The 19934-nt window shown below is 66.0% G+C and carries 19 protein-coding genes; 9 read left to right on the top strand and 10 right to left on the bottom strand.

All coding sequences use genetic code 11. The features are described 5' to 3' along the window. A partial coding sequence (locus AC01FP_RS12190; RefSeq protein WP_474480546.1) for a RodZ domain-containing protein occupies positions 1-457 on the top strand: 457 nt, incomplete at its 5' end. A 25-nt stretch (positions 458-482) separates the two neighbouring features. On the opposite strand, the gene AC01FP_RS12195 is transcribed toward AC01FP_RS12190, so the two are convergent. From AC01FP_RS12195 to AC01FP_RS12210, 4 genes are all read right to left on the bottom strand, one after another. Further along, entirely contained in the window at positions 483-1217 is a 735-nt protein-coding gene (locus AC01FP_RS12195) for a pentapeptide repeat-containing protein (RefSeq protein WP_474480548.1), read from the bottom strand. Positions 1218-1336: 119 nt separating this feature from the next. Beyond that, the gene (locus AC01FP_RS12200; protein ID WP_474480549.1) at positions 1337-3157 is read right to left on the bottom strand and encodes a transglutaminase TgpA family protein; all 1821 of its coding nucleotides are present in this window, start codon (positions 3155-3157) and stop codon (positions 1337-1339) included. After that, positions 3154-4059, bottom strand: a complete 906-nt coding sequence (locus AC01FP_RS12205) for a DUF58 domain-containing protein (protein WP_474480550.1) — start codon at positions 4057-4059, stop codon at positions 3154-3156. The genes AC01FP_RS12200 and AC01FP_RS12205 overlap by 4 nt, the downstream gene beginning before the upstream one ends. Beyond that, positions 4046-4930 carry an AAA family ATPase gene (locus AC01FP_RS12210; RefSeq protein WP_474480551.1) on the bottom strand — a complete coding sequence of 295 codons (885 nt, stop codon included), beginning with the start codon at positions 4928-4930 and terminating at the stop codon, positions 4046-4048. The genes AC01FP_RS12205 and AC01FP_RS12210 overlap by 14 nt, the downstream gene beginning before the upstream one ends. 60 nt (positions 4931-4990) lie before the next feature. Here AC01FP_RS12210 and AC01FP_RS12215 point away from each other — a divergent pair, with 60 nt between their 5' ends. From AC01FP_RS12215 to AC01FP_RS12225, 3 genes are read left to right on the top strand one after another with little or no spacing between them, the layout of a single operon-like run. Beyond that, positions 4991-6085 (top strand): pyridoxal phosphate-dependent aminotransferase, encoded by a 1095-nt coding sequence (locus AC01FP_RS12215; protein ID WP_474480552.1) that lies wholly within the window; start codon positions 4991-4993, stop codon positions 6083-6085. Between the two features lie 25 nt (positions 6086-6110). Further along, positions 6111-6374, top strand: a complete 264-nt coding sequence (locus AC01FP_RS12220; RefSeq protein WP_474480553.1) for a FitA-like ribbon-helix-helix domain-containing protein — start codon at positions 6111-6113, stop codon at positions 6372-6374. Next, positions 6371-6790, top strand: a complete 420-nt coding sequence (locus tag AC01FP_RS12225; RefSeq protein ID WP_474480554.1) for a PIN domain-containing protein — start codon at positions 6371-6373, stop codon at positions 6788-6790. The genes AC01FP_RS12220 and AC01FP_RS12225 overlap by 4 nt, the downstream gene beginning before the upstream one ends. On the opposite strand, the gene AC01FP_RS12230 is transcribed toward AC01FP_RS12225, so the two are convergent. Beyond that, the gene (locus tag AC01FP_RS12230; protein ID WP_474480555.1) at positions 6771-7847 is read right to left on the bottom strand and encodes a UDP-N-acetylglucosamine--N-acetylmuramyl-(pentapeptide) pyrophosphoryl-undecaprenol N-acetylglucosamine transferase; all 1077 of its coding nucleotides are present in this window, start codon (positions 7845-7847) and stop codon (positions 6771-6773) included. The two genes, AC01FP_RS12225 and AC01FP_RS12230, sit on opposite strands and share 20 nt — an antisense overlap. A 126-nt stretch (positions 7848-7973) precedes the next feature. On the opposite strand from AC01FP_RS12230, the gene AC01FP_RS12235 reads away from it, so the two are divergent. Continuing rightward, positions 7974-8684 (top strand): hypothetical protein, encoded by a 711-nt coding sequence (locus AC01FP_RS12235; protein ID WP_474480556.1) that lies wholly within the window; start codon positions 7974-7976, stop codon positions 8682-8684. A 75-nt stretch (positions 8685-8759) separates the two neighbouring features. Here the strand turns inward: AC01FP_RS12235 and AC01FP_RS12240 are convergent, their stop codons facing one another. Continuing rightward, the gene (locus tag AC01FP_RS12240) at positions 8760-9965 is read right to left on the bottom strand and encodes a phosphoglycerate kinase (protein WP_474480557.1); all 1206 of its coding nucleotides are present in this window, start codon (positions 9963-9965) and stop codon (positions 8760-8762) included. A gap of 158 nt (positions 9966-10123) precedes the next feature. Between AC01FP_RS12240 and AC01FP_RS12245 the strand changes: the two genes are divergently transcribed. The 3 genes from AC01FP_RS12245 to AC01FP_RS12255 are packed head-to-tail and all read left to right on the top strand — an operon-like array spanning position 10124 to position 12350. Further along, on the top strand, positions 10124-10498 hold the full coding sequence (locus tag AC01FP_RS12245) for a universal stress protein (RefSeq protein WP_474480559.1): 375 nt from the start codon (positions 10124-10126) through the stop codon (positions 10496-10498). Next, positions 10498-11409: a ribosome biogenesis GTPase YlqF gene (ylqF, locus tag AC01FP_RS12250; RefSeq protein ID WP_474480561.1), complete on the top strand. Its 912-nt coding sequence runs from the start codon at positions 10498-10500 to the stop codon at positions 11407-11409. Before AC01FP_RS12245 ends, ylqF begins: the two co-directional genes overlap by 1 nt. After that, the gene (locus AC01FP_RS12255) at positions 11406-12350 is read left to right on the top strand and encodes an RluA family pseudouridine synthase (RefSeq protein ID WP_474480562.1); all 945 of its coding nucleotides are present in this window, start codon (positions 11406-11408) and stop codon (positions 12348-12350) included. Before ylqF ends, AC01FP_RS12255 begins: the two co-directional genes overlap by 4 nt. Positions 12351-12356: 6 nt before the next feature. Here AC01FP_RS12255 and AC01FP_RS12260 read toward each other — a convergent pair whose 3' ends face one another. After that, entirely contained in the window at positions 12357-13958 is a 1602-nt protein-coding gene (locus AC01FP_RS12260; RefSeq protein WP_474480564.1) for an ABC transporter ATP-binding protein, read from the bottom strand. Between the two features lie 52 nt (positions 13959-14010). On the opposite strand from AC01FP_RS12260, the gene AC01FP_RS12265 reads away from it, so the two are divergent. Beyond that, entirely contained in the window at positions 14011-16341 is a 2331-nt protein-coding gene (locus tag AC01FP_RS12265; protein WP_474480565.1) for a RelA/SpoT family protein, read from the top strand. Here AC01FP_RS12265 and AC01FP_RS12270 read toward each other — a convergent pair. The 3 genes from AC01FP_RS12270 to AC01FP_RS12280 form a co-directional block, all read right to left on the bottom strand. Beyond that, positions 16338-16496: a hypothetical protein gene (locus tag AC01FP_RS12270; protein WP_474480566.1), complete on the bottom strand. Its 159-nt coding sequence runs from the start codon at positions 16494-16496 to the stop codon at positions 16338-16340. The genes AC01FP_RS12265 and AC01FP_RS12270 overlap by 4 nt on opposite strands. Positions 16497-16647: 151 nt before the next feature. Further along, complete coding sequence (locus AC01FP_RS12275; RefSeq protein ID WP_474480567.1) at positions 16648-17694, bottom strand: TIGR03032 family protein; 1047 nt, start codon at positions 17692-17694, stop codon at positions 16648-16650. Between the two features lie 33 nt (positions 17695-17727). Next, a partial coding sequence (locus AC01FP_RS12280) for an O-linked N-acetylglucosamine transferase, SPINDLY family protein (RefSeq protein ID WP_474480568.1) occupies positions 17728-19934 on the bottom strand: 2207 nt, incomplete at its 5' end.

The raw sequence follows: 19934 nt of genomic DNA on the forward strand, positions 1-19934 counted from the left end.
AAAAAAGTGGGCTGACTTGCGCCTGCCTCGCTTTCAGTCCCTGGCTTTTCCATTTGCTGAATTAAAGGCGAAGAGAAATTCTTTGCTAATTATCGCTGCGGGATCCGCGATCCTTGCCGCAACAATTATTGCTGGAGTCCAAACGCGTGGAAATCGGCAGATTGCACCTAGTCCGAAGCCGGTAGGCTCAGCGAAGCAAGCTGATGCTCTACTCTCCAGAGCTAGCTTGAAGCTTCAGGCCAGTGGAGGCGAGAGCTGGGTATTGGTCGAAGATCTCGATGGAGGCATGATTCTTGATGCGATCCTAGAGCCTGGCCAGAGCAAGCTTCTGTCGATTAAAAGTGGGCTTCGGGTTCGTTCGGGGCGGCCTGATCTCCTCATGATTGAAGTCGATAAGACAGGCTCGAAGCCGCTAGGTAGGGTTACTGATATGCGCTGGTTTTACTTTCGTCCATAGATTTTTGTTTGGGCTTTCGCTCGGACTAAAAGCCCATGGGCAACAATGCTTTTGCTGCAATCGGCACTAAAAACTGGAGTGCACTTAATGCGCCACTGAGAGCTTTGCTGCCTGCCCCGTTGCCTTTTGTGGTTTCATTCTCGCTGGAGGCCACTACTTTTTCTGCAGCCTGCTTTAACTGCGTTGCTAGTTCATTTTCACCCCCTTGGCTATAGAGGCTGGCGGCGTAGTTGAAATCACTAGCTGCCAGCTCAGTTTTGCCCTGTTCGCTGCGACAAATTCCCCTTGCTACCCAGCTAATCGCAGCGCTGGGGTCCTTGCGGATCGCTTCTCCGAAGAACTGTTCAGCCTCTGGATAGCGGCCCTGCTGAGCCGCCTCAGCCCCAGCGTTGTGTAATTCGCCATAGCTCAATTGTATGGATTCGATGCCTGTGGCTCGCTGCCAGTGACTGCGCGATAGGGCGCCTGGATCGAGCAGTGCTCCGCTTAGGTCGGCCTGGCGCAGGTCGGTGCCCTCCAGTCGGGCACCACGTAGATCGGCCCCCCGTAGGGAGGCCCCGGTGAGGCTTGTAAAGCTGAGGTTGGCGCCGCTCAGTTGGGCTCCATCAAGCCGCGCTTGACCCAGATTCGCCCGTTGCAGCTGTGCCTGGCGTAAGTCGGCATCGCGTAGATCCGCATGGACCAGATCCGCATCTTGAAGTTTGCAACTCCTGCAGTTTTTACTTTCAAGCAGTCGAACCAGGTCGGCTGAGCCTGCCATAGCAGCAGGAAGTGCAATCCAGGCGCCGCTCGTAGCTAGCAGGCTGCAGGCGCCAAGTAGAAATATTTTATTCAGATGAGCGGCGCTGAACTGCAAGGCACATCCCACCATTTCCACGTTTATAGCGTGCTTTTGGTGGCTTTATTAATGGTTCGCAGTGCTGTTCGCCAGGCGTCCCACTGCTGCAATCGCTCTTGCTTGCCCAAGGCGGCGTAGCGCAGCAGGTTGTGGCACCTTGCCAGCTCCTGGAGGTTTGCAGCGCTGGCTGGCAGCAGTTGACTTGCCCGATTGCAGAGTTGCTCGAAGCTTTCACCCGGCTCCACTTCAACGCCCTCCCTTTTCAGCTGTTGCACCACTGCACGCAGCTCACGACTTAGTTGGTCTGACTTAGCCGGCTGCTGCAGCCATTGCAGCCAGGCCAGGGCCAGAGCCAGCAAGCCGGCCACAGCCCCAAGCACCACGGCACCCAGCCATTGGCGTTGCTCGCCAAAAAGCCGTTGCAGCAATGCCTCCTGGCCGGCCTGATCGAAGCCCAGCCACCAGCGGCTCCAGGCCAGGTCCAGGCCCCACCACTGCCACTGCAGCCATTGCAGCCAGGAGCTGATGGGGTTGCTGGAGCCGCCTGGTGCGCTGCTACCTGTGCGGCTATTGGCGCTGCCCGCTACCCAAGTGCTTGGGTCGATGCGTTGCCAGCCCCGGTCCGGCAGCCACACCTCGCTCCAGGCGTGGGCATCGCTGTGCCGCAGGTCCAGGTAAGGCCCTCCGCTCAGCGGCCGCACCCAGGTCCCGCCTAGGTAGCCGCTCACTACCCGGGCAGGCACCCCTGCAGCGCGCATCAGGGCCGTGAAGGCGCTGGCGTAGTGGCCGCAGAAGCCTTCGCGCCTTTCAAACAGAAATACATCCAGGCCCCGCTGGGTACCAGGAGTGCGGCTGTAGCGGAAATCCTGCTGCGTAAACCATTGCTTGGCAGCGGCCAGCCGTTGCTCGGGCGTGGCCAGATCTCGCCAGCTGGCCCCAAGCGCCTCCAGTTGGGGATTGCTGCCGGCGGGCAGCTCCAGATCCGCCGGGCTGGGCTGCCGTTGTTGCCACGCCTGGGGGCTGCCCGTGTCTCTCACCAAATAGGCCTGGCGCTCCCGACTGGCTTGGGCTTGGCGGGGTTGCAGTTCGCCGCTGCGATTCACCCGCAACTGGTTGGGGTTGGCCCGGCCGCTGCCATCCCAGGGCAAGGCATTCACCGGGCTGGGTTCCACCAGCCACACCTGGCTGCTGGTGTTGCTCTCTGGATTGCTTGCGGCTGCGCTTGGCTCGGCTCGGCGGTTGCTTGACAGCTCGCGCTGCTTCCAGCGCTGCCCGTCGAATTGCTCGTGCACGATCACGCGCCAATAGCGCGCAGCCGGCTTGGGGGGGCTGCCGCTGCTGAAGCTCACCCGCGCGGCGGGGCCCGCGGCATCGGCGAGGCGGGCGATACTGCCTGGATCGAGTTCGCTGTTCAAGCCGGTTACGGCGCTGGCGCCAGCACCCCGCAGGTTTGGCGTTTGCCAAATCGGCTCGATGCGCGGCACCAGCAGAAACAGCACCAGGGCCACCGGCAGGGCCGCCAGCAGCACCGCCAGGCTGCGGCGCAACACCGCGCGCCAGCTCAGGCCGCTCCCCACCTCCAGGGCCAGCAGCCCCGCCAGGCCCAGAGCTGTGGCCAGCAGTTGCAGCAGGCTGGGCAGCAGCTCCCCTTGCTGGGCACCCTGCACACCGCCGCCTATCAAGGTGAGCAAGCTCACCAGTCGCCGCTCAGGCAGACTGCGAGCCTCGGCCAGCTTCAGGCCAGCCAGCAGCAGCAGCCCCGCCGACAGCCAGCTGAGCGCTGAGCTGAAATCCAGCCCCACCAACCCCGCCGCCAGGGCCCCTAGCCCCAAGATCTGCAGCCAGCGGGCGCTACCACTCATGGTGCAGGGCTAGGTGCGAGGGCGAGGGCCAGTAGGCAGCGGTCGCGGTGTTCGGGGCCCGTGCTTGGGGCCAGTTGCATGCCGCCCAATGCCAGGCCGTAGGCCTCGCCCGCCTTGCTGCGGCGCCAGATTTCGGCGCTGAGGTGCTCCAGGGCCCGCTCCGGCGGCAGGCCCGGCGCTGGCGCCAGCAGCCCCACCGCAGGGGTGGCAGTGGCGAAAGTTTTGGTTTGGCGGCCCCGGCCCTGGGCTAGGGATTTCCAGGCCACTCGGGCTAGGCCGTCCTGCGGGCGGTGGGGGCGCAGGTCGTCCCAGTCGTCGCTGCCTGCCGCTAACCGGCTAGCGGAGCTTTTGGCCACCGGCCCCGGCCGCCGGGCTGGATAGATGGGCTGGGGCCGTGGCGGTTCCCACAGCGTCCAGCACACAAAAAGTCCGAGGGGTGCGGTGGTTTGCAGCCGCAGTCGCCCCGGGGTTTGCAGCCCCCGCCGCCCCGCGCGCCAAGGCACCGAGAGCACCGATTCGCCAGCTGCCAGCGGCTGGGGTGTGGCCGCGCTGCCGGCCAGCCCCAGCTGGATCGCATCGCGCTGGCTGCGGCTGCGGCAGAGCAGCGGATAGGCGACCATTTCGCCGGCGAAGCCACCGCTGGGGGCCAGGGCTTCAAGTTCGAGGCCTTGCAGGTTGAACTGGGTGAGGTGTAGGGCCAGCAGCCACAGCCCCAGCATCAAGAAGCTGAGCAGCAGGGGGCCATTGCGCTGGCTCTGGATCGCCACGAGCAGCAGCAGGCCGCTGCCCGCCAGCCAGAGCAAGCCGAAGCGGGTCGGCAGGATGTAGAGGTTGCGCAGCCCCAGCCTTAGCCGCTCGCCTCGATGGGGTTTGATCAGTTGCTGGGCCTTAGCGAAGTCCATCCACCCCCGCCAGCAGCGTCGCCGCATCGCCAGCCAGCCTGTGTTCAGCCACCGCTGGCAGCACCGCCTGCACGTCGGCGGGGGTGACGTGGTCCCGCCCTTCCAGCAGCGACCAGGCCCGAGCGGCGGCCACGAGCCCCTGGCAGGCCCGCGGTGACAGCCCGGTGCCGGCTTGGTCTGCTCGCCGGCTGAAAGCGGCTAGGTCGAGTACGTAGTCGAGCAGGGCGCTGGAGCAGTGCTGGGCGGCGGCTCGCCGCTGCAGCTCCAGCAGGCCGGCGCCATCTAGCAAGGGCTCCAGGCTGGCTGGCGGCAGCGCCTGGCCGCTGAGCAGATTGCGCTCGGCCCGTCGATCCGGATAACCCAGGCTCAGCCGCATCAAGAAGCGATCCAGCTGGGATTCCGGTAGGGGTGCAGTGCCCACTTGGTCGAGACCGTTCTGGGTGGCGATCACCAGGAAGGGCTCGGGCAGCGGGTGACTCACCCCATCAACGCTTACCCGGCCGGCCGCCATCGCCTCCAGCAGGGCGCTCTGGGTGCGGGGGCTGGCGCGGTTGATCTCATCGGCCAGCAGCACCTGGCTGAATAGGGGACCGGGCTGGAAGTGGAAGCTGGCACTGCTGGCAGCAAAAACGTTGATGCCCGTTAGATCAGCTGGCAGCAGGTCGCTGGTGAAGCTCACCCGCTTGAACTCGAGGCCGAACACGCGGGCGAGGGCCTCGGCCAGGGTGGTTTTGCCCATACCGGGCAGGTCTTCGATCAGCAGATGGCCGCGGGCCAGCAGGCAGGCAAGGGCCAGCCGCACCGCCTGCTCCTTGCCCAGCAACACCTGGCCGATGGCGCTGATCAGCGGTTGCAGCCTGGGGCTGGACAAAGGGGCTTAGGCGAAGATGCCGATTGTGGCGGCGCCGCCTCCTAAATTGTTTTGATGCCGATGGGGTCGCTTCAGCGCCATGGCGGCAATCAAGCCGCTACCGCCGCCCGGCTCGGTTGCCGGCCCTCCCAGTTGCTTGATGCCAGCGCCTCGCTGGTTCCTTTTGGGCCGCCTTGGTTTGTGCGGCGCTCCTTGCTAGGGGCCGGGCTGAGCGCGCCCCTACGGGCCTATCCCGACCGCTCCTATGCAGGTTTGCGTCGCGGCCTGGCCCGGCTCCATGGCCTGGAATCCGACTGGCTGTTGCCGGGTAACGGCGCAGCGGAGCTGTTCACCTGGGCGGGCCGGGATGCGGCGGCCACCGGGTTGAGTGTGTTGCCCCAGCCGGGCTTTGCCGATTACCCGCGGGCCCTGGTCTGCTGGGGTGGTGCTTGGTACTTACAGCCTCTGCCGCTGCAATTCTCTGGATCCGGGGCTGGGGTGGCTCAGGCCTACCCGGCCCCGCCGGCTGGCGAGGTGCTTTGGCTCACCAATCCCCACAACCCCACCGGAGCGCTCTGGACGCGCGCCTCCCTGGAGCCCCTGCTGCAGCGTTTTGCCCTGGTGATCGCCGATGAGGCTTTCCTGCCGCTGGTGCCCGGTGGCGAGGCCCAGAGCCTGATCCCGCTGCTGCCTATGCACCCAAACCTAGTAGTGATCCGCAGCCTCACTAAGCTTTATGGCATAGCTGGCCTGCGCCTTGGTTATGCCCTTGGCCACCCCGAGCGCCTGGCCCGCTGGGCCTCCTGGCGCGATCCCTGGCCGGTGAATGGCCTGGCTGCCGCCGTGGGGGAGCGGCTGCTGGCTAATCCGGCGGCCTACCGGCGCTGGTGCGGCAGGGTGCAGCGCTGGACCGGCCGCGAGGGTGCCTGGCTGCAGCGTCAGCTAGCCCAGCTGCCCGGCATTACGCCCCTGCCATCAGCTGCAAACTTCCTGCTGATTCGCGCTGAGCATTCGCTAGTGCCGTTGCGCCAAGCCCTGGAGCAGCGCCATCACATCCTGTTGCGCGATTGCCGCTCTTTCGAGGGGCTGGGGGAAAACTGGCTGCGGCTTGGCTATCAGAGCCACCACCACAATCGCCGCATCCTGAGGGCTTTGAGGCAGGAATTGGGGCGCTAGCGTTGCTTGCATTGCATTCATTTCGATGGCGACGCTGACGGTTCGCAACCTTGATGAGGCCACCAAAGCGCAGTTGCGTCTCCAGGCGGCGCGCCACGGTCGTTCGATGGAGGAAGAAGTGCGCACGATTTTGCGAGAGGCCCTGTCTTGGGGAGCCGTTAAGCGTGATGGTCCTGGCCTGGGCCAGCGGATCCATGCCCATTTCGCCTCGCTTGGTGGCGTTGAGCTTGAGCTCCCCGCTCGCCGCTCCCAGCCCAGGCCGGCGGAGTTTGGGGAGGGGCTGGAGTGATCGTGTTCGATACCAACGTGATCTCCGAGCTGATGCGTCCCCAGCCGTATCACCAGGTGCTGGCCTGGGTGGATGGATTGGATCCGGCCCGAGTGGCGATCACGGCCATGAATGAAGCGGAGATCCTGCATGGCATCGCCCGGCTTCCAGATGGGCGGCGCAAGCGGAGCCTCCAGCAGAGCTGGGACGCACTCGTGCCTGCAGTCTTTGCGGGCAGGGTTTGGCCCTTCTGCAGTGAAGCGGCCCATTGGTACGCCGATCTATTGAGCGCCCGTGAAAGGTTGGCGCGGCCCATGGCTACGGCGGATGCGGTGATTGCGGCCATAGCCCTAGCCCATGGCGCTCAGCTCGCCACTCGGGATGTGGCTGACTTTGCCGACTTGGGTTTGGATTTGATCAACCCTTGGGAATGCTGAGCATCGCCGCCACCCGCTGATCGGCATCGCGCACCGCCAGCTCGCCCATGGCTGTAGCCATGCCTGTGAGGGGATCACAAGCAGCTGCTGCCCCCCGCAGGCGCGGGCCCAGCAGCCGCCAGAGGCTGCGCTCGAGGGCCGGCTCGCTGGGGCCGTGCTGCCACACGATCACGGCCGCCCCAAGTTCGGCCGCGGCGGCGGCGTTGACGTCCTGGTGGTGGTCGGCGGCGGCGGGGTAGGGCACCAGCACCGCCGGGGTGCCGCACACTGCCAGCTCGCTGAGGGCGCCGGCGCCGCTACGGCTGATCGCCAGGGCGGCGTGCTGCAGCAGGCCGGGAATCTCGTCGCTGAAGGGAAGCTCCACCACCCCTGCCGGCAGGGGCTGGCATGCCTCGGGGTCGTTGCTGCCGGTGAGGTGCACCACCCGCACGCCAGCGGCCGTGAGCTTGGGCAGCAGGGGGCGCACCATCTGGTTGAGACCCACGGCTCCCTGGCTACCCCCCATCACCAGCAGCAGGGGCCCGGAGCCTCGGGGTGCCCAGTCGGGCAGGGGGGCGGGCTCCAGAAAGGTTTGCCGCACCGGCGTTCCCGTCACCACGGGGCGGCAGCGGGGCAGGCGGGCCGCGGCCTGGGGCAGTCCTACCGCCACCTGGCTGCAGAGCCGGCCTAGCAGGCGCGTCACCTTGCCGGGCACGGCGTTGCTCTCATGCAGCACCACCGGCACGCCGCACCAGCGGGCCGCCAGGATTGCCGGCGCCGCGATGTAGCCGCCGCTGGTGAACACCGCTGTGATGCGTTCGCGCTTGATCAGCCGCCGCACCGACCGAATGGCCTGCAGGAGTTGCAGCAGGTTGAGCAGCTTGCGCAGGCCCCGGCCTTGCAGCCCCCCGGCCCGCACCGTGTGCAGCGGATAGCGGCTCGGCACCAGCTGGCGTTCCAGCCGGTCTGGCACCCCCAGCCAAGACACGCTCCAATCGGCCGGCATGGCATCGGCTACGGCTAAGGCGGGGAAAAGGTGGCCACCGGTGCCGCTGGCAGCAATGAGGAGCCTGGGCATGGGTGCTGGGGCTGAAGCGCGCCTAACTTAAAAGCGGTTTCCGCCCTTGCGATGCCGTCTGAGCTGATGTCGCCTCTCCAGCCCCCGAGTTCAGGCTTGGTCGGTCGAAAAATATGGAATTTGGCGATGGCGGCCCTGCTGGCCAGCGCGCCTTCTCTAGCTGCCGCTGCGGTGCCCACCTCAGCTCAGCTGCAGGCTCTGGAGGCAGCCCTTAACGGCACCGGTGAGCTATCGGCCGTGCTGGAGAGCGGTCCGGGCCTCGATCTGACCCTGGTGGAGTTGCGGCGCCGCAGCCTGAAGCAGCAGTTTCCCGATGCCCGCTGGCAGCTCAGCACGGGCAAGCCCCTGCGCGATGGCCGCAGCACCGTGCAGTTGCAGCTCTCCGGCAGCCGTCAGGAGGGCCCCACCCGCTACCGGCTCGAAGCCCAGCAGCAGCTGGTTCTTGGCAGCAGCGGTGGCCGCATCAACGCCCAGGCCGTGATTCGCGAGCAGAGCTTGTTGCGTAGCGGTGAGGCCGAACTTCCCGTGAGCCTGTTGATTCCGGATGCGGTGCTCACGGGCCAGCGCTACGACGTGGATGTGCTTTTCGACGAACCTTTGGAAGGCGCCGTGGCTGCCGGGGGTCTGGTGGCCCTCACCGGCCAGCAGGTGAATGCTCTTGAGAGTCCCGAGCTGCAGCTGGGAGCCCTGGGCGGGGGCGGCCTGTTCAAGTCAGTGCAGGCACCCTTCACTCCCGGCGCCCAAACCTGGGCGATCCTGCTGGTGCACCCCAAAGGCATTGTTAGCGCCACCAAGCGGGTGCTGGTGGTGGCTGATAAGGCCCAGCTGAGTCCATGAGTACAAACCAGCGCCAACAAAAAAAGGGGGCCTAAGCCCCCTGTCGCGGTCAGCCTGGATCAGGCCCCATCCAGATCAGGCTTCATCTAGGGCTGCCACGCCGGGCAGCACCTTGCCTTCCAGCAGCTCCAGGCTGGCGCCACCGCCGGTGGAGATGTGGGACATCTTCTCGGCCACACCGACTTTCTCCACGGCAGCCACGGAGTCGCCGCCGCCGATGATCGTGCAGCAGCCCTTGCCGCTCAGGTCGGCCAGGGTGTGGGCGATGCCGTTGGTGCCGGCGGCAAACTTGTCGAACTCGAACACGCCCATGGGGCCGTTCCAGATCACGGTTTTGCAGTCGGCCAGGGCCTCCTGGAAGGCCTTGAGCGAGTCGGGGCCGATGTCCAGGCCCATCCAGCCATCGGGGATGGCGTCGATCGACACGGTCTGGTTGTTGGCGTCGGGGGCGAAGTTGTCGGCCAGCACCACATCGGTAGGCAGCAGTAGCTGCACGCCCTTGGCGGCCGCCTTGGCTTCGAGCTCTTTGGCTAGCTCAAGCTTGTCCTCTTCCACCAGGCTCTTGCCCACCGCCAGGCCGCGGGCTTTGTAGAAGGTGAAGATCATGCCGCCGCCGATCAGCACCTTGTCGCACTTGTCGATCAGGGCCTCGAGCACGCCGATTTTGGAGCTCACCTTGGAGCCGCCCACGATCGCCGCCAGGGGACGCTTGGGCTCGTCGATGGCGCCTTGCAGATACTGCAGCTCTTTCTCCATCAGGTAGCCGGCCACGCTGGGGCTCAGCGCCTTGGTGACGCCTTCGGTGGAGGCATGGGCCCGGTGGGCGGCGCCGAAGGCGTCGTTCACATAAATATCGGCAAGGGCTGCCAGCTGGGCGGCGAAACCGGCATCGTTCTTCTCTTCTTCGGCGAAGAAGCGCACGTTTTCGAGCAGCACTACATCGCCTGCGGCCATGGCTGCCACCTTGGCTTCAGCGTCGGGGCCGATGCAGCTGTCGGTTTTCACCACGGGCTTGCTGAGCAGCTCACTGAGGCGGGCAGCCACGGGGGTGAGGCGCATGGCTTCGTTCACCTGGCCCTTGGGACGGCCGAAGTGGGCCGCCAGGATCACCTTGGCGCCCTTGCTGCTCAGGTCATTGATGGTGGGCAGGGCGGCCCGGATGCGGGTGTCGTCGGTGATGGCACCGGCGTCATCTAGCGGTACGTTGAAGTCGACCCGCACCAGCACGCGCTTGCCGCGGAGCTCATCGGCCGAAAGGCTGGCCAGGGATCGCTTCGCCATGGGTTATGGAATAACTGAATTGCCGGGGGAGATTAGCCCCCGCGCCCCCCGGCCCGCCCAGGCTTCGGATTCCCCCCTGCCAACTGCCCTGGCCGGACGACGGTGGGACCCCCAGACTGAAGCCACGGGCTTGCAATTGCCCAGCTGAATTTCGCCTCATGTTTGACACCGTTCTCTTTCCCATCGACCAGAGCCGCCAGGCGATGGAAACGGCTGCGGTGGCCTTGAAATTGGCCCAGCAGCACGCCAGCAAGCTGGTGTTGCTGTCGGTAGTGGAGCCCGACCAGGACGACCCAGCGGCGGTTGCTGCCTTGTTGCAGCAGGCCCGCGCCCGCTTTGAAGAGGCTGGCGTCAGCTGCCAGGTGATCGAGCGGGAGGGCAAGCCTGCCTTCGTGATCGGCGACGTGGCAGATGAGATCAACGCCGACGTGATCGTGATGGGCACCCGTGGCATTGCGATTGAGAGCGATCAGCAGAGCACCGCCGCCCGGGTGATCCAGCTGGCTCCCTGTCCGGTGTTGGTGGTGCCCTGATGCCGCAGACGCTTCCGCTCAGCGTCAACGCTCCCGCGATTCAGTGGTACCCAGGCCACATCGCCAAGGCGGAGAAAGCTCTCAGCGCCAATCTGGCCAAGGTGGACTTGGTGATCGAGGTGCGCGATGCCCGCATACCCATGGCCACCTCCCACCCGCGGCTGCAGCGCTGGATCGGCAATAAGCAACACCTGCTGGTGCTCAACCGGGTCGACATGATCCCAGCGCCGGTGCGCCTGGCCTGGACCGCCTGGTTCCGCGCCCAGGAGCAGACCTGTTGGTGGTGTGATGCCAAGGCAGGCACCGGCGTTAAGCAGCTGCAGCAGGCGGCGATCCGGGCCGGCATAGCCCTCAATGTTCGCCGGGCTGGGCGGGGCATGAAGCCACGGCCGGTGCGGGCGTTGATGCTGGGCTTCCCCAATGTGGGTAAATCGGCCCTGATCAACCGGCTGGTGCGCCAGAAAGTCGTAGACAGCGCCCGCCGTGCCGGCGTGACCCGCACCCTGCGCTGGGTGCGGCTCGGCCAGGACCTCGACCTGCTCGACGCCCCCGGCGTGCTGCCGCCCCGCCTCGACGACCAGCAGGCAGCCCTGCGCCTAGCCCTCTGCGACGACATTGGCCAGGCGGCCTACGACAACGAGGCCGCCGCCCGGGCCTTCCTGCAGCTGCTCACCCTGCTGGAAGCCGAGCCAGCTGCTGGCGTGCCGCCTGGGCTGGTGGGCAAGCGCTACGGCATCCCCCTGGGCGTGCTGCCCGGCGGCGGCCCGGATGTGGAGGGCTGGCTGGTGACCGCTGCGGAGCGCCACACCAGCGGTGACAGCCTGCGCATGGCCACCAAGCTGCTCGATGATTTTCGCTGTGCTCGCTTGGGTGCCATTGCGCTTGAGCTTCCGGTTCTGACGTCGCCATGAGCGAATTTGGCGAGGGCGAAGGCGAGCTGCTGACGCTCACCTATCCCAAGCCCCTGCCGATGCGGCTGGATCGCTGGCTGGTGGCCCAGCGGCCGGAGCAGAGCCGCGCCCGGATCCAAAAGTTCATCGAGGCGGGCTACGTGCGGGTGAATGGCGTCACCGGCCGGGCCAAGACGCCGCTGCGCCCAGAGGACGTGGTGGAGCTGTGGATGCCGCCGCCCGAGCCCCTTCCCTACCTGGTGGCCCAGGCGATGCCCCTGGATGTGCTCTTTGAAGACGCCCACCTGATCGTGCTCAACAAGCCCGCCGGGCTCACGGTGCACCCGGCGCCCGGCAATAAGGACGGCACCTTGGTGAATGGCCTGTTGCACCACTGCCCAGATTTGCCCGGCATCGGTGGCGAGCTGCGGCCTGGCATCGTGCACCGGCTCGATAAGGACACCACGGGCTGCATCGTCGTGGCCAAGAGCCAGGAGGCCCTGGTGAAGCTGCAGGTGCAGATCCAGAAGCGCATCGCTTCTCGCCAGTACCTGGCGGTGGTGCACGGCCAGCCCGCTGGCGACTCCGGCACGATCGTTGGGGCGATCGGCCGCCATCCCGTCGACCGCAAGAAATATGCGGTGGTCCACGACGACTCCGGGCGCCATGCCTGCACCCACTGGCGCCTGGTAGAGCGCCTGGGGGACTACGCCCTGCTGCGCTTCAAGCTCGACACCGGCCGCACCCACCAGATCCGGGTGCACTGCGCCCACATCGGTCACCCGATCGTGGGCGACCCCACCTACTCCCGCTGCCGCAAGCTGCCGCTTGAGCTGCCTGGCCAGGCCTTACACGCCGTGCAGTTGGGGCTCGATCATCCGATCACCCAGCAGCGCCTGGTGTGCGAAGCGCCGCTGCCGGAGGCGTTCGAGCGCTTGCTGGCGGTGCTCAGGCGGCGCTAGGCAGGTTCAGGCAGCTCTGGGCAGTCGCGGGCAGGCTTCCACCAGGGTTCGGGTGATGGCGGCCTGGGGATCGCTCAGCAGCCGGGAGCCGGGGCCCTCCTCCACGATCTTTCCCCCCTCCAGCACCAGCACCCGGTGGCAGAAGCCACTGGCCACCGACAGGTCGTGGGTGACAAACAGCATCCCCAGCCCCAGGCGCTCCTGTAGCTCCCGCAGCAGGGCCAGCACCTCTGCCTGCACCTCGGCATCCAGCATGCTGACGCTCTCATCGCAGAGCAGCACCTGGGGCTCCAGGATCAGGGCGCGGGCAATTGCCACCCGTTGCTGCTGACCGCCGGAGAGCGTGCGGGGCAGGCGGTTTTCAAAGGCTTCCGGGGGGGTGAGCCCCACCGCTGTGAGTAGTTCGCGGGCGCGCTGACGGGCCTGGGCGCGGTGGGCCAGGCCGTGGATCAGCAGGGGATCGGCAATCGCCTCACCCACCACCATCTGGGGGTTGAGGCAGGCCAGCGGGTCTTGAAACACCATCTGAATGCCACGCCTGGCCTGGCGCAGGGCTCGGCCCCGCAGGCTGAGCAGGCTTGTGCCTTGCAGCCGCACCGTGCCGCCCCGCACCGGCGCCAGCCCCATCAGGGCGCGGCAGAGGGTGCTCTTGCCGCAGCCGGAGGCTCCCACCAGGCCGATGGTTTCGCCCTGCTGCAGCCGCAGGCTGACGCCATCCACCGCCTTGAGCCAGCGGGCTTGCCAGGGCAGGGATGGCAGTGGATGCCAGCTGCGCAGCTGCTCGATTTCCAGCAGCAGCGGCGCTGGTGGCGGCGGCAAACTTTCGGCGCCCTCCCGTTCCCGCGCCTTGGCCACCAGCCGTTGGGCCAGGGCTGAGGCGGGGGCCAGCAGCAACTGGCGGGCTGGCGCCTGTTCCACCAGGTGTCCCTGATCCAGCACGGCGATCTGGTCGCACCAGCGACCCGCCATGGCCAGGTCGTGGCTGATCAGCAATAGGGCGCTGCCCGCTTCGTGGCAGAGGTTGCTGAGCTCCGCCATCACCTGGCCGGCCACGGCCACATCCAGGCTGGTGGTGGGTTCGTCGGCGATCACCAGCGGCGGCTCCAGGGCCATCGCCAGGGCGATTGCCAAGCGCTGGCGCATGCCGCCACTGAATTCATGGGGATAGCTGCCGTAGCGCTCCGGGCCGATGCCCACCCGGATCAGAAGGGTTTCCGCCCGTTGCCGCACCTGGCGCCGCTGCCAGCGGGGCCGGTGGGCCGCCAGGGTGTCGGCCAGGTGATCGCCGATCGTCAGCAGCGGGTTGAGCCGGGTCATCGGGTCCTGAAACACCAGCCCCACCGCTTCACCGCGCAGTTGGCGCAGGGCCGGCCGGGCCAGTTGGCTGGGGTTCTGCCCCGCCAGCAGCAGGGAGCCGCTGCATTGGCTGCCGGGGGGCAGCAGCTGCAGCACAGCTCGGGCCACGGTGCTCTTGCCGCAGCCGGAAGGGCCGACCAAGGCCAGGCGTTCGCCAGTGGCCAGGCTCAGGTTTAGGCCGTCGAGAGTGGGGCGCTCCGCTCCTGGATAGCGCACCACCAGGTTCTCAATTGCGAGCACGGGGCTGGTCATGGCCACCAGCTTGGCCCCACATGCATACGATGGGACGAACCCGCAGGCTGAAATGCTCAGGGCGGCTTCAAATCTGGATGCAACGGTCGTAGCCACTCGAGTGGCGGCCGCACCAGGTTTGTTGCGCAAGCCGATTCGTGCCCCCGCCGACTACGGCATCCCCCTGCCCGAGTGGTTGCAGCGCTGCATCGAGCATGTGCCGCCTGGGCAGGGGGTGAGCTGTCCCACCGATGCCGAGGCCCTGCTGGCCTCCGCTTTCGACTTTGCTTACCAGCTGCACGAGGGCCAGTTCCGGGCCAGTGGTGAGCCTTACATCATTCATCCGGTCGCAGTTGCCGACCTACTGCGCGATATCGGTGCCAGCGCTGGCGTAATCGCCGCTGGCTTTCTTCACGACGTTGTCGAGGACACCGAGGTCACCGCTGAGGAGATCGAACAACACTTCGGGGGCGAGGTGCGGGCGCTGGTGGAGGGGGTTACCAAGCTCGGCGGTATTCACTTCACCAACCACACCGAAGCCCAGGCAGAAAACCTGCGCCGCATGTTTCTGGCCATGGCCAGCGATATCCGGGTGGTGCTGGTCAAGCTGGCCGATCGGCTGCACAACATGCGCACCATCGCGGCGCTCAAGCCCGAAAAACAGTTGCGGATTGCCCGGGAAACCCGCGAGATCTATGCGCCCCTGGCCAATCGGCTCGGCATTGGCCGGCTCAAGTGGGAGCTGGAAGATCTGGCCTTCAAGATCCTTGAGCCCGAGTCCTTCCGGGATGTGCAGCAGCAGGTCTCCATCAAGCGCAGCGAGCGTGAGGAGCGATTGGCGGTCACGGTGCAATTGCTGCGTGACCGGCTGGCTGCCGTGGGCTTGACCAACTGTGAGGTGAGCGGCCGGCCCAAGCACCTCTATGGCATCTGGAGCAAGATGCAGCGCCAGCAAAAGGCTTTCCACGAGATCTACGACGTGGCCGCCCTGCGGATTCTTTGCCCCAACTTCGAGAGTTGTTATCGGGCTCTAGCGGTGGTGCACGACACCTTCCGGCCGATCCCCGGGCGCTTCAAGGATTACATCGGCCTGCCCAAGCCCAACGGCTACCAATCCCTGCATACGGCGGTGATTGGTCGTCACCGGCCGATCGAGGTGCAGATTCGCACCACCGACATGCATCAGGTGGCCGAATACGGCATTGCTGCCCACTGGAAATACAAGGAGGGCGGCTCTCCGGCCGCAGCGGGAGCCGATGCCGAGCGGTTCAACTGGCTGCGACAGCTGGTTGATTGGCAGAAGGATGATGGCGGCACCGACAGCAACGACTTCCTGCGCTCGATCAAGGAAGATCTATTTGATGAGGAGGTATTTGTGTTTACTCCTAATGGCGATGTAGTGGGTCTGCGTAAGGGTTCTACGGCCGTAGATTTTGCTTACCGCATTCATTCCGAGATCGGCAATCACTGCCAGGGCGTGCGCATCAACGATCGGCTCTCCCCTCTCGCTACACACCTGCAGAACGGCGATTTCGTACAGGTGATTACCGCCAAGACGGCTCACCCGAGCCTCGACTGGCTCAACTTCGTGGCGACCCCCACGGCCCGTAATCGCATTCGCCACTGGTACAAAACCAGCCATCGCGAAGACAACCTCCAACGCGGCACCGAGATGCTCGAGCGAGAGCTCGGCCGCGATGGCTTCGATGCCCTGCTCAACGGTGAGGCGATGGCCAAGGTGGCCCGCCGCTGCAACCTCACCGGCACTGAAGACCTGCTGGCCTCCCTCGGCTTTGGTGGGGTCACCCTGCACCAAGTGCTCAATAGGTTGCGGGAGGAAATGCGCCTGGCCAGCGAAGCCTCCGCCCCCGTGCTCAGCAATGAGCAGGTGGCTGCCAAGGTGGCGGCCCACGCTGCCCAGGTGGAGTCCCAAGCGCCGGTGGGTGGGGGTGGCACCAGCTCAATCCTTGGCCTTGAGGGCCTCGACTACAGGCTCGGGGGCTGCTGCAGTCCCCTGCCCGGCGAGCAGATACTTGGCGCGGTGGCTCTCGGCAACCACGGCATCACCATTCACCGCCAGGACTGCTCCAACGTGGCCCAGGTGCCGGCCGAACGGCGGCTGCCGGTGCGTTGGAATTCCGCCTCCGAGTCGCGCCCGCGCCGCTACCCGGTGCAACTGCGCATCGAGGTGCTCGATCGCGTTGGTGTGCTCAAGGACATCCTCACTCGCCTGTCTGATCACCGCATCAACGTCTGCGATGCCCGGGTGCGCACCAACCCTGGCAAGCCGGCCCGCATCGATCTGCGGGTGGAGCTCGACAGCGCCAGCCAGCTAGCCAGCACGATCAATCAGATCCGCTCCATGGCCGATGTGCTCGACATAGCCCGCACCGGCATCGGCTAGGGCAGGGTGAAGCCTGAGGTGTTCAGATGTTTGAGGTCGAGCATCACCAGCGTCAGCCACACCAGCAGGGCGATGCCCCCGACGGCGCTGAAGCCAAGCAGCAGGGTTGATAGTGCTGAGGGCTGAGATCCCTTGCCGTTTGTCACGAGTGCCACTGAATAGGAACTAATTCTCTCACTGCTGGGGTAACTGCCTCCTAGCGGTGAGCTGGAGGCGCGGCTGGCGTTGAGTCGATTCGGCTTCTGATGTCGTTCGGCAGCCCTTGTACCTAGTGGTAGGGGTGCAGGCTCTGGTTGAGCGCTTTAATCAGTTTTCGATAGAGATGAGCCTGCGGATTTCATCACTGACAAAGCCGATGAGGCTGGGATTGCGAACGCCAGGCAGGGTGATGACGTCATAGAGCTCATCAACGAGGCCCTCAAAGCGGATCCAGTGGACGGCATCGCCTGTGCGGAGATCGACCACTTGGATGCCGCAGCGGGCTTCCACGTTGCGCTGGGCGAGGGCGTCGTCGAGGGGAAGGCCGGAGAAGGTTTTGTTGTGGCGGGGCTTGGAGGTGCCAAGCAGGGCGTAGTCACCGTGGAAGGCGACGCCGCGCAGGTAGCCGGCGCAGAAGGTGAGCGGCTCGAATTTTCCTGTGGCCAGATCGATGAAGCCGAACTCACCGGTACCGGAGTTGCAGAGCCAGAGGCGGCCCTGATACCAGCGGGGTGAATGGGGCATGGAAAGGCCTGTGGCGATGATCGCGTTGGCCTGCACATCGACAACCACGCCGCCGCCGTTGCGGCGCTCGCGCCAGCCGTCGGCGGCATCGGAGGCGCTGACAGCGGTGACGTAGGCGGGTTTGCCGTCACGCATCGCCAGACCATTGAGGTGGCAGCGATCTTCTGCGGCAAGGCGTGAGATGAAGGGAGGCTGCCAGAGGGGGCGGAAGCTGTGGGTGGTGCTGGTGGTGGCCAGGCAGGAGAAAAGGGTGTTGACAAAGACGAGTTGACCATCAGCATCGACGGCCATGTCGTGGATATCGCAATCGCCTGTCGTATAGCCCAGTTGGGGGAGGTAGAGGCGGTCGTAGCCGTCGGCCAGCTCGCCTGGGCCGAGCATGTTTTCAAAGCGCCAGATCTGGTAAAGGCTGCTGAGGAAAAAGCCGTTGTGGTCGCCGGTGGGGCAGAGGCCCATGCAGCGGTTGAAAGTGCGCTCGAACACCGCCAGCTCGCCGTTGGCCTTGAGGCCGAGGGAGAAGAGCTTGCCGATCTGGTAGGTGGAGAGAGCGATGGAAAGGTGCTGCTCGGCCATCCAGGCCAGGAGCTGGCGGGAGGTGGTGATCTCGAAGGCTGGCGCGGTGGTGGTCATGGCAGAGGAGGAATGGAGGCGGGAGCAAGTTGTTCAGGTGGCTGAGAGCGCCTCAGCGTTGAGCAAGCGCTCGCTGCTCCCTTGACAGTGGTGCCGCCACATGCGCCGCAGCAGGGCCTGGGCATTGGCGGCATAGCACTCCAGGTCGGAGAGCCCCGATGTGGCCATCTGCTGGCGCAGGGCGTTGCGGCCCTGGCGGATGACGGGGAGTTGCTCGGCGAGCTGGCGGGCGATGGCGCGGTAGTGGTCGTCGCCAGTGGCGATCCAGTCGGGCTGGCCGAGGGCGGAAAGGAAGCTGGCGCCCATGCGCGAGACGAAGTTGCCGCCAGAGAGGGTGATGACGGGAACGCCCATCCAGAGGGCCTGAAGGGTGGTGGTGCCGCCGTTGTAGGGGGTGGGATCGAGGGCGATGTCGATGGCGCCGTAGCGCTGCATCATCGATTCGAGGCCCTCGGGCCCCTCAAAGCGCAGGCGCTCTGTATCGATGCCCTGATCGGCAAAGAGGCTGCGGAAGCGCTCGATCACGGAGGCATCACCGAGCGAGGGAGCCTTGAGGAGGAGTTGGGAGCCGGGAAGGTCGTGGAGCACCTGGGCCCAGAGGGCGAGGGTGCGGGGCGAGAGCTTCATGATGTTGTTGAAGCAGCCCAGCACCAGGGGCGCCTCTGGTGGCCGTGGTGGCGGCAGGGGGTATTCGTCCACCGGCGACCAGCAAAAGACGCTGCCGGGCAGCTGGGCGATGCCTTCTGAAAAGAGATGGGCGTGCTCGGCGGGTGAGACGACGACATCTCCGATCAACCAGTCAATGCTCGAGAGGCCGGTGGAATGGGGATAGCCCAGGAAGGTGGCCTGCACCGGTGCGGCACGGAGTGCAAACACGCCGAGACGATGGGTGGAGGTGTGGCCAGCCAGATCGATGAGGATGTCGATTTGCTGGTTGGTGATGGTGTCGCGCAGGCCGGTATCGGTGAGCTGGGCGGCCTCGATCCATGCGGAAGCGGCCTGGCGTGCCCGCGTGGTGTACTCGTCGTGCATGGAGCCGGTGTGAAACACCGTGGTGGCGAACTGCTGGGGGTTGAGCCGCTCCAGCAACGGCAGCATGAAGAGATTGACGGGGTGCTGGCGGTGGAAATCACCGGACACCAGGCCAATGCGCAGGGGACGATGGGGGTCGGCGGCGTTGGGGAAGGCGGTGCGAGGGGTTGGTGTGAGGTCGGCCTCAATGGGCTTGCAGAGCTGCCTGTGACGCTCGGCGATCTGCTCCGGGCTGATGGCATCGACGTAGAGCGAGGCCATGGCGATGGAGGAGGCCAGGCGTGAGCTTGGATCCGCCAGTTCGCTGTAGTGGGCCTCTACGGCGGCCAGGTGGGCGGCGGCATCACCACGTCTGCCGGGTAGGGCGTTGAGGAGGTAGCGCACCTCGCTGTTGGCGGGATCGAGCTGGAGGACTTGTTTGCAGAGGGATTCAGCGGCGCTGAGGTCGTAGACCTCCCAGTGGAGACGTGCGAGTGCCAGGAGGGTCTCGAGCTGATTTGGTGCGAGCTCCTGGGCGCGTTGGAGCACGGCGATCGCCTCTTGCCAGTAGTTGTGCTGATAGACGCGCTGGGCGAGCAGGCGCAGGAAGGCGGGATTGCTGGAAGATGACGCTCTTGTGAAGGCCGCTTCTGCGGCGGCGCGGTTGCCGGCGCGCAGCAGGGCCTCACCGAGATAGAGCATCGAGCCGTGGCGCTGGGGCCGGAGGTCGACCAGCTGGGCGAGGGCGTTGATGGCGCCCTGGTGATCCCCGCCGTTGAGGCGCCAGACGCCAAGCCAGTGGAGGGTTTCACCGGCAATCGGCTCGGTGGTCTGGGCCTGGCTGATGGCGGTGGGTTGATCGAACCAGCGGGCGAGCAGGAGCCAGCCCAGCCAGTCGGACGGTGCGTGCTCCAGCCATTGCTGCAAGGCAGAGGCGCACTGGGCGCGGGCCTCGGGATCGGCGGGCAGTAGGGGCCGGGGATCCTCGCAGCCCTGCGCTGCCGGGATGGCCAGGGCGGGATCGAGGCGGCTGGCCTGCTGGGCCGCATAGGCCGCAGGCCACTGGAGGCCGCAGCGGCTGTAGAGGCCTGCAAGTTCAAGCCAGAGGGCCGGTTGGAGAGGGTTGGGCCGCAGCTGTATCCACAGCGCCTGGGTACGGGCTGCGGCCTGGCGGTCGATCTGGATCCGCGCCTCGCTCACAGACCTGCACTCACAGCAGTGGCAACTGG

It is taken from the genome of Cyanobium sp. NIVA-CYA 375, from assembly GCF_056108345.1.